Origin of the sequence: Kitasatospora sp. NPDC048722, assembly GCF_040650235.1 — a bacterium.
Taxonomy (GTDB): Bacteria; Actinomycetota; Actinomycetes; order Streptomycetales; family Streptomycetaceae; genus Kitasatospora.
Window position 1 is genome coordinate 1 of record NZ_JBEZGX010000117.1, and the last position, 9,899, is coordinate 9,899.

Below are 9,899 nucleotides of genomic sequence, written 5' to 3' on the forward strand. Positions count from 1 at the left end.
CGACTCCGACCCGGTCGCGCTCGGCGTCGCCCAGGGGGCGCTCGCCGAGGAGGCGCCCGAGGTCCAGCTGGGCCGCCGTCGAGGGCGAGGACCTGCACGCGCTGGCCGCCGACCTCGCCGTGGACGGCGACGCGCTCGGTGCGGTGCTCCCCGCCCTGTCCGCCTGGCGGCGCCACCACCGCGACCAGTCCCTGCTGGACGCGCTGCGCTTCCACGAGTCCTGGCGCGCGCTGCCGGGCGGCTCGACGGCCCGGCCCGCCGGCCCGTGGCTGGTGGTGACGCCGGCCGAGGGCGGCGACGAGGCGTGGACGGCGGCGGCCTGCGAGGCCGTCGGACCGGACGCCCTGTGCCTGTCCGTGCCCGCCCCGGAGCGTGCCGAACTCGCCACGCTGCTGCGCGAACTTCCCTCGACCGGGCGCCCGTTCGCCGGTGTCCTGTCCCTCCTCGCGCTCGGCCGTGGCACCGACCCGGCCGCGGTGACCCTCGCCCTCCTCCAAGCCCTGCGCGACGCGGACGTCACCGCGCCGCTGTGGTGCCTGACGCGCGGTGCGGTCGCCGTGGCCCGCACCGAGGCGCCGACCGCGCCCGAGCAGGCCGCCGTGTGGGGCCTCGGCCGGGTCGCCGCGCTGGAGCACCCCCAGCAGTGGGGCGGCCTCGTCGACCTGCCCGAGGCGCCGGACCGGTCCGCGGTGCGCCGGCTGGCCGCCGTGCTCGCCGGCGCGGACGGCGAGGACCAGATCGCGATCCGCGCGGCCGCCGTCCACGCCCGCCGCCTGGTCCCGGCCCCGGCCGGCGCACCGGACGCGGGCTGGACGCCGGGGGAGACCCGGGGCACCGTCCTGATCACCGGCGGCACCGGCGGCCGGGGCGCCGCCGTGGCCCGGCAGCTCGCCGCCGCGGGCGCGAGCCACCTGCTGCTCGCGAGCCGCCGCGGGCCCGACGCCCCCGGCGCCGCCGACCTCGCCGAGGAGCTGAGCGGCCTGGGCTCCGTCGTGACGATCACCTCCTGCGACGTCGCCGACCGCGACGCCCTCGCCGCCCTGCTGGCCGCGATCCCCGCCGACGCCCCGCTCACCGCCGTCGTCCACGCGGCGGGCACGGTCGACGACGGCGTCCTCGACGACCTGACGCCCGAGCGCCTCGCCGCCGTCCACCGGGTCCGCGCCGGGGCCGCACTCCACCTGGACGAGCTGACCCGCGGCCTCGACCTGACGGCCTTCGTGCTCTGCTCCTCCGTCGCGGGCGCCGTCGGCACCCCGGGCCGCGCCACCCTCGCCGCGCCGGCCGCCGTCCTGGACGCTCTCGCCCGGCGCCGCCGCGCCGACGGCCTGCCCGCCACCTCCATCGCGTGGGGTGCCTGGATCGGCGCCGAGGCCACCGGCATCGACCCGGGGGCCCCGGGCGAGGACGACGGACGCACCCAGCGCGCCGCCGTCCCCGCCCTGCACCCCGACCTCGCCCTGGCCGCGCTGCGCCAGGCCGTCACCCGCCCGGCCCCGGCGCTCGTGCTGCTCGACCTGACGCAGCCGCAGGTCCTGGAGAGCCTCGTCGGCCTGCGCGGCAACCCGCTGCTGCGCGACCTCCCGGCCGCCCGGCCCGTCCTGGAGGCCGCCGCCGCGGCGCGCCGCGACTACGCCACCGCCGCCTCCGAGCTCACCGGCCGCCTGCGCGCCCTCACCCCGGCCGAGCGGACCGCCCTGCTCACCGACCTCGTGCGCACCCACGTCGCCGCCGTGCTCGGCTACGCCGACCGATCCGCCGTCGCCCCGGACCGCAAGTTCCGGGACCTCGGCTTCGACTCGCTGACGGCCGTCGAGCTGCCCGCCCGGCTCGGCGCGGCCACCGGCCTCAAGCTCCCCGCCACCTCCGTCTACGACTACCCGACCGCCCAGGCCCTCGCCGAGCACCTGCTGGCCGAGCTCCTCGACACCCCCGCCGACCCGGTGCTGCCCGCACCACGGGCCGCGGCCGACGACGACGACCCGATCGCGATCGTCGGCATGGCCTGCCGCCTGCCCGGCGGGGTCACCTCGCCCGACGAGCTGTGGCGCCTGGTCTCCGAGGGCGGCGACGGCATCGCCGGCTTCCCCGAGGACCGCGGCTGGGACCTGCGGACCCTCCTCGTCGGCGACCGCGACGGCCGCGGCCGCAGCGCCACCCTGGAAGGCGGCTTCATCGACGCCGTCGCCGACTTCGACGCCTCCTTCTTCGGCATCTCCCCGCGCGAGGCCCTCGCCATGGACCCGCAGCAGCGGCTCCTCCTGGAAACCTCCTGGGAGGCCCTGGAGCGCGCCGGGGTCGACCCGCAGAGGCTCGGCGGCAGCCGCACCGGCGTCTTCGTCGGCACCAACGGCCTCGATTACGCGACGCTCATGATGAACTCGCGCGAGGACGTCGGCGGCCACGCCGGCACCGGCCTCGCATCGAGCGTGCTGTCCGGCCGCATCTCCTACACCCTCGGTCTGGAGGGCCCGGCCGTCACGGTCGACACCGCGTGCTCCTCGTCGCTGGTCGCCCTGCACTGGGCCGCCCAGGCGCTGCGCAACGGCGAGTGCGGACTCGCGCTCGCGGGCGGTGTGACGGTGATGACCACACCGGTGAGCTTCGCCGGCTTCACCGTCCAGAACGGCCTCGCCGCCGACGGCCGCTGCAAGGCCTACTCGGACGCCGCCGACGGCACCAACTGGTCCGAGGGCGTCGGCATGGTCGTCCTGGAGCGGCTGTCCGACGCGCGCCGCAACGGGCACCCGGTGCTGGCGCTCGTGCGCGGCTCCGCCGTCAACCAGGACGGCGCCTCGAACGGCATCACCGCGCCCAACGGTCCCTCCCAGCAGCGCGTCATCCGCCAGGCCCTCGCCAGCGCCGGACTCTCGCCCGCCGAGGTCGACGCCGTCGAGGGCCACGGCACCGGCACCGCCCTCGGCGACCCGATCGAGGCCCAGGCGCTCCTCGCCACCTACGGGAGGAACCGCGAACGGCCGCTGCTGCTCGGCTCGCTGAAGTCCAACATCGGCCACACCCAGGCCGCCGCCGGCGTCGCCGGAGTGATCAAGACCGTGCTCGCCATGCGGCACGGCGTGCTGCCGAAGTCCCTGCACATCGACCGGCCGTCCGCCGTCGTGGACTGGACGGCGGGCTCGATCGACCTGCTCACCGAGGCCCGGCCGTGGCCCGAGGTCGACCGGCCCTGGCGCGCCGGGGTGTCCTCGTTCGGGATCAGCGGCACCAACGCGCACGTGATCCTCGAACAGGCACCCGCCGCGGCCGAGCCCACCGAGGACCAGCGGGTGCTGCCCGCCGTCGTCCCGTGGGTGCTCTCCGGCCGCTCCGAGGACGCGCTGGCGACCCACCTCGCCCGCGCCTCCGCGCTCGAACTCTCCCCGCTGGACATCGGGTTCTCGCTCGCGGCCGGACGCTCCGCCTTCGAGCACCGGGCCGTGCTGCTCGCGTGCAGCGAGGGGCTGACGGAGGTGGCCCGCGGCGTCGCGGCGGACCGATCGACGGCCTTCCTCTTCTCCGGCCAGGGCTCGCAGCGCCTCGGCATGGGCCGGGAGCTGTACGCGCGCTTCCCGGCGTTCGCGGACGCCTTCGACTCGGTGTGCGCGGTGCTGGACGAGCACCTGGACGAGCCGCTGCGCGCGGTCGTGTGGGGCGAGGACGCGGACCTGCTGAACCGGACCTCGTACGCCCAGGCCGCGCTGTTCGCGGTCGAGGTGGCGCTCTACCGGCTCGTCGAATCCCTGGGCCTGCGGCCGGACTTCGTCGCGGGCCACTCGATCGGCGAGATCGCCGCGGCACACGTCGCCGGGGTGTTCTCGCTCGGCGACGCCTGTGCCCTGGTGGCGGCGCGCGGCCGGCTGATGCAGGCCCTGCCCTCCGGTGGCGCGATGCTCGCCGTGCAGGCGAGGGAGGAGGAAGTCCTGCCGCTGCTCGGGGACTTGGTGTCGATCGCCGCCGTCAACGGCCCGACCTCCGTCGTCGTCTCGGGCACCGAGGAGGCCGTCGCGGCGATCGAGGCGCACTTCGCCGATCGCCGGACGTCCCGCCTGCGGGTGTCCCACGCCTTCCACTCGCCGCTGATGGACCCGATGCTGGAGGACTTCCGCGAGGTCCTCCACGGCCTGTCCTACGGCAGCCCTTCGATCCCGGTCGTGTCCAACCTCACCGGCGCCCTCGGCACCGACCTCACCGGCCCCGACTACTGGGTGCGCCACGTCCGCGAGGCCGTCCGCTTCGCCGACGGCGTCCGCGCCCTGCGCGAGGCCGGCGCGACCGCCTTCCTCGAACTCGGCCCCGACGGCGTCCTCACCGCCCTCGCCGAACAGAGCCTCGGCGAGGACACGGACTGCGTCCGCGCCGCGGCCCTGCGCAAGGACCGTGCCGACGAGCGCACCCTGCTCACCGCCCTCGCCGCGCTCCATGCGGCCGGCGTCCCGGTCGACTGGGCGGCCCTGTTCGACGGCACCGGAGCCCACCGGGTCGACCTGCCCACCTACGCCTTCGACCACCGCCGCTACTGGCCGCGCCCGGCCGCCCTCTCCGGCGACGTCGCCTCCGTCGGCCTCGTCCCGGCCGACCACCCGCTGCTCGGCGCCGCCGTCCCGCTCGCCGAGGACACCGACGGCGTGCTGTTCACCAGCCGCCTCGCCCTGCGCGTCCACCCGTGGCTGCTCGACCACCGGATCGGTGGCCGGCTCGCCTTCCCCGCCGCCGCCTTCGTCGAACTGGCCGTCCGGGCCGGCGACCAGGTCGGCTGCGGCAGGATCGCGGAGCTGACGCCCGGCGACCCGTTGCCGCTCGCCGAGGACGACGAACCCGTCGTGCAGGTGCGCGTCGGAGCGCCCGACGACACCGGCGCCCGCCCGGTGGCCTGCTACGCCCGCCCCGGCGACGCCGCCCCCGACGAGCCGTGGACGCGCTGCGCCGCCGGCACCCTCGTCCCCCAGGAGACGGACCTGCCGGACTACGCCCAGGCGGCCTGGCCGCCGGCCGGCGCGCTCGCCGTCGACCTGGACGGCTTCTACCGCGAGCCCGGGCGCGGCCCGGCGTTCCGGGGGCTGCGCGCCGCCTGGCTGCGCGGCGAGGAGGTGTTCGCCGAGGTCGAGCTCGACGGCGAACCCGCCGATGACGCCCGCTACTTCGGTCTCCACCCGGCCCTGCTCGACGCCGCCCTGCACGCCGCCGTCCTGATCGGCGTCGGCACCGAGGAGCAGCTGCCGCAGCCCCAGGCCTGGCAGGGCGTGGCGCTGCACGCCGGGGGAGCGGCCGCCCTGCGGGTGCGCGTCGCCCGCCTCGGCGAGGACACGGTGTCCGTCACCGCCACCGACCCGGCGGGCGGCGCGGTGCTGACGGTCGGCTCGGTCGCCCTGCGCGCCCCGCAGGCCGCCGCTGCCGCCGCCCGCACCGGCCGCGACCCGCTGTTCCGGATCGAGTGGGTCCCCGCCCCGGCCACGCCGCCCGCCCCCACGGCACCGAGCTGCACCGCCCTCGGCCGCGACGCCTACGGCACGGGCTCCTCGGCCGCGACCCTCGCGGACCTCGGCCGCCCGGTGCCCGACCTCGTCCTGGTCGCCCTGGACGGCCCGGCCGGCGACGTCCCGCAGGCCGTCCACGCGCACACCACGCGCGTGCTCGCCCTCGTCCAGGACTGGCTGGCGGACGACCGCGCCGCCGCCTCCCGGCTGGTGTTCGTGACCCGGGGCGCCGTCCGGGCCGCCGACGGCGAGACCGTCCGCGACCTGCCCGGCGGCGCGGCCTGGGGCCTCGTCCGCTCGGCGAACTCCGAGCACCCCGGCCGCTTCGCCCTGCTCGACGTCGAACGGACGGAGGACGTGGCCGCGGTGCTGCCGCTGCTGCCCGGCCTGCTGGCCGACGGCGAGGCCCAGTTCGCCGTCCGCGGCGGCGCCCTGCGGGTGGGCCGGCTGGCCCGGCTCGCGGACGCCGCGGGGCTGCTGCCCCCGGCCGGCACGCCGTGGCGGCTGGACGTCGCCGAGGACGTGGCCCTGGTCCCGTCGCCGGAGGCGGCCGAGCCGCCCGCGGCCGGGCAGGTCGCCGTCGCCGTCCGGGCCGCCGCGGTTCACGGCCGCGGCACCGGCGCGGCCGGCGTGGTGACGGCGGTCGGTGACGGCGTGCCGGACCTGCGCCCCGGCGACGAGGTGTTCGGCGTGCTGGCCGCCGGGCCGAAGGCGGTCGCCGACCGGCGCCTGCTGGCCCCGCTGCCCGACGGGTGGTCCTTCGGGGCCGCCGCCGTGCTGGCCGCAGACTTCGTTCCCGCCCGGCAGGCCCTCGGCGGCTCGGCCGTCCAGGCCGGCCGGAGCGTCCACGTGCACGCCACCGCCACCGGACCGGCCACCGCCGCCGTCCGGCTCGCCCTGCGACTGGGCGCCGAGGTCTCCGTCACGGCCCCCGACGGCCTGCGCGAGACCCTGCTCGACCACGGCCTGCCGCCCGAGCGACTCGTCGGGCGCGCGGCGGCGGGCACCGACGTCGTCCTCGACGACGACGACTTCGCCCACCTGCCCGCACCGGACGCCGACGAGACCGCCGCGATCCTCGCGGAACTCGTCGCCCTCGTCGGACGCGGCGAGCTCACCGCGCCGCCGGTCGCCGCGCACGACGTCCGCGACGCCCGCACCGCGCTCGGTGCCGGGGAACCCGCCGCCCGGACCGTCCTCACGATGCCCGCGGAGCGCGACCCCGACGGCACCGTCCTGATCACCGGCGGCACCGGCGCCCTCGGCCGCCACCTCGCCCGCCGGCTCGCCGTCACCGGCGCCCGCCACCTGCTGCTCACCAGCCGGCGCGGACCGGACGCGCCCGGCGCGGCCGAACTCCTCGCCGACCTGGCGGCCCTCGGCGCCGAGGCCCGCGTCGTCGCCTGCGACACCGCCGACCGCGCCGCCACCGAGGCGCTGCTCGCCGGCATCCCCGCCGAGCACCCGCTCACCGCCGTCGTCCACACGGCCGGTGTGCTGGACGACGGCATCGTCACCGCGCTCACCCCCGAGCGCCTGTCCGCCGTCCTGCGGCCCAAGGTCGACGCGGTCTGGCAGCTCCACGAGCTCACCCGGCACCTCGACCTCGCCGTCTTCGCCGTCTTCTCGTCCATCGCGGGCGTCATGGGCAGCCCCGGCCAGGGCAACTACGCCGCGGCCAACGCGTTCCTGGACACCCTGATCGACCACCGCAGGTCGCTCGGCCTCGCCGGCACCTCGCTCGCCTGGGGTCCGTGGGCCCAGGAGGCGGGCATGACCAGCGAGCTCAGCGAGACCGACATGCGGCGCATGCAGTCCGGCGGCATCCCGCCGCTCTCCGTGGAGCAGGGCCTCGCCCTGTTCGAGGCCGCGCTCGGCTCCGCCGAACCGCTCGTCATCCCGATGGGCCTGGCCGCCGGGGGCATGCGCCCCCAGGGCGACGTGCCGCCGCTGTTCCGCGGACTCGTCCGCGCCGCCCGGCGCACCGCCTCCGGCGGCGGCGCGAGCGGCGCCGACGCGGCCGCCGGCTTCACCCGGCAGCTGCTCGACCTGAACGAGCGCGACCGCATGAGCTACCTCGTCGACACCGTCCGCGCCGAAGCCGCCGCGGTCCTCGGCCACCCCTCCCCGGAGGCCGTCGACGCCGAACGCGACTTCTACGAGCTCGGGTTCGACTCGCTCACCGCCGTCGAGCTGCGCAACCGGATCGCCGCCGTCACCGGCCTGCGGATGCCCGCCACCGTCGTCTTCGACAGCCGCTCGCCCGTCGAGCTCGCGACCTGGATCCGCAGCGAACTCGCCGACCAGCGCGCCGAGGACGGCGAGGGCGCACCCGTTCTCGTCTCCAGCGGTGAACCCGAACTCGACTCCCTGGAGCGCCTGTTCACCGACGCCCTGGCCAACGGCAAGGTGCCCGAGGCCCAGCGCATGCTCGCCACCGTCGCCGCCCTGCGGCCCACCTTCGAGGCCACCGCCGAACTGGAGGACCTGCCCTGGGCGACCCGCCTCGCCGAGGGACCCCGCCCGACCCGGCTGATCTGCGTCAGCGCGCCGACGGCCAACGCGGGCGTGCACCAGTACTCCCGGCTCGCCGCCCACTTCCGCGGCGAGCGCGAGGTGTCGGCGCTCCCGCTGGTCGGGTTCGCCACGGGCGAGCGGCTGCCCGCCACCCCCGAGGTCGCCACCCGGGTGATCGCCGAGAGCGCCCTGCGCGCCAGCGACGGGCACCCGTTCGTGCTCGCCGGCCACTCCTCCGGCGGCTCCTTCGCCTACGCGGCAGCCGGGCTGCTGGAGCACACGTGGGGCATCCGCCCGGCGGGCGTCGTCCTCTTCGACACGCTGAGTTTCCAGCACAACGCCGACGAGGGCACCGACTACACCGGCATGATGCGGCTCAACTTCACCGGGGCCGACTCGCCGGTGCGGCTGACCAACTCCCGCCTGTCCGCCATGGGCCGCTGGATGGTCCTCCTCAACCGCCTGGAGGTCCACCACACCACGGCCCCCGTCCTGCTCGTCACCTGCGAGCGCGCCCTGACCGGCGTCGACGAGACCCCCATCGAGCAGCGCGCCCAGGCCGAACCGCTCGTGCCGGGCGCCCAGGTGCGCGGCGTCGCGGCCGACCACCTGTCGATGATCCGCGAGGACTCGGCCCTCACGGCCGAGATCGTCGAGGAGTGGCTGCGCGGCCAGGAGTAGCCGCGGGCCGGACGGGCGTGCCGGGCACCTCAGGGTGCCGGGCACGCCCGTCCGTGCTTCGTGCTCTAGGGAAAACCGGGGCCGTCCGTGGCGAGACTGGGCGGGCGACGGGTCGGACCCGACGTCAGGAGTTCGCGCGTGGCGCCGGACCGGGCGTCCGGCAGAGCCCTTCCCGCACGGCGTTCCCTGGCAGACCCCCGGAGAGGTTGACGTCCCGATGTCGAACGAAGACAAGCTCCGCGACTACCTGAAGCGGGCGATCGCGGACCTCCACGAGACCCGCGAGCAGCTCCGCGAGGCGACCGAGCAGCACCGGGAGCCGATCGCCGTGGTCGGCATGGCCTGCCGGCTGCCCGGCGGGGTCGCCTCCCCGGAGGATCTGTGGGACCTGGTGCGCGACGGCGTCGACGCCGTCTCCGCCTTCCCCGCCGACCGCGGCTGGGACCTCCCCGAGGGCGCCGTCACCTCCCGCGAGAGCGGATTCCTGCACGACGCCGGCGAGTTCGACGCCGGGTTCTTCGGCATCTCCCCGCGCGAGGCCCTCGCCATGGACCCCCAGCAGCGGATCCTCCTGGAGACCGCCTGGGAGGCCGTCGAACGGGCCGGCATCGACCCCGGGAGGCTCACCGGCACGCAGACGGGCGTGTTCGTCGGTACCGGGCACGGCGGCTACGACAGCGCCTCCACCGCCGGCGGCCAGGTCGCCGAGACCGCGGCCGGACACCTCCTGACCGGCAACACCGTCAGCGTCGCCTCCGGCCGCATCTCCTACGTCCTCGGTCTCGAAGGCCCGGCCATCACGGTCGACACCGCGTGCTCCTCCTCCCTCGTCGCCCTGCACCTCGCCGTCCAGTCGCTGCGCCGCGGCGAGTGCTCGCTGGCGCTCGCGGGCGGCGTGACGGTGATGTCGAGCCCGCAGATGTTCACCGAGTTCTCCCGGCAGGGCGGCCTCGCCGCCGACGGCCGGTGCAAGCCGTTCGCGGCGGCGGCCGACGGCACCGCGTGGAGCGAGGGCGCCGCCGTCCTCCTGGTCGAGCGGCTCTCGGACGCGCGGCGCCTCGGCCACCCGGTGCTGGCCGTCGTGCGCGGCTCCGCCGTCAACCAGGACGGTGCCTCCAACGGGCTGACGGCGCCCAACGGCCCGTCGCAGCAGCGGGTGATCCGGGCCGCCCTGGCCGACGCCGGCCTGGCGCCCGCCGAGGTGGACGCCGTCGAGGCGCACGGCAC

The 9,899-nt window shown here is 77.2% G+C and carries 2 protein-coding genes; both read left to right on the plus strand.

The window, feature by feature from the left end; translation table 11 throughout:
* Positions 1-8,672 (plus strand): SDR family NAD(P)-dependent oxidoreductase (locus AB0C76_RS40490; protein ID WP_359975527.1); only part of this gene is annotated, 8,672 nt, incomplete at its 5' end.
* Positions 8,673-8,889: 217 nt separating this feature from the next.
* Positions 8,890-9,899, plus strand: a 1,010-nt coding sequence (locus tag AB0C76_RS40495) for a beta-ketoacyl synthase N-terminal-like domain-containing protein (RefSeq protein WP_359975530.1), incomplete at its 3' end; no start/stop codon positions are given.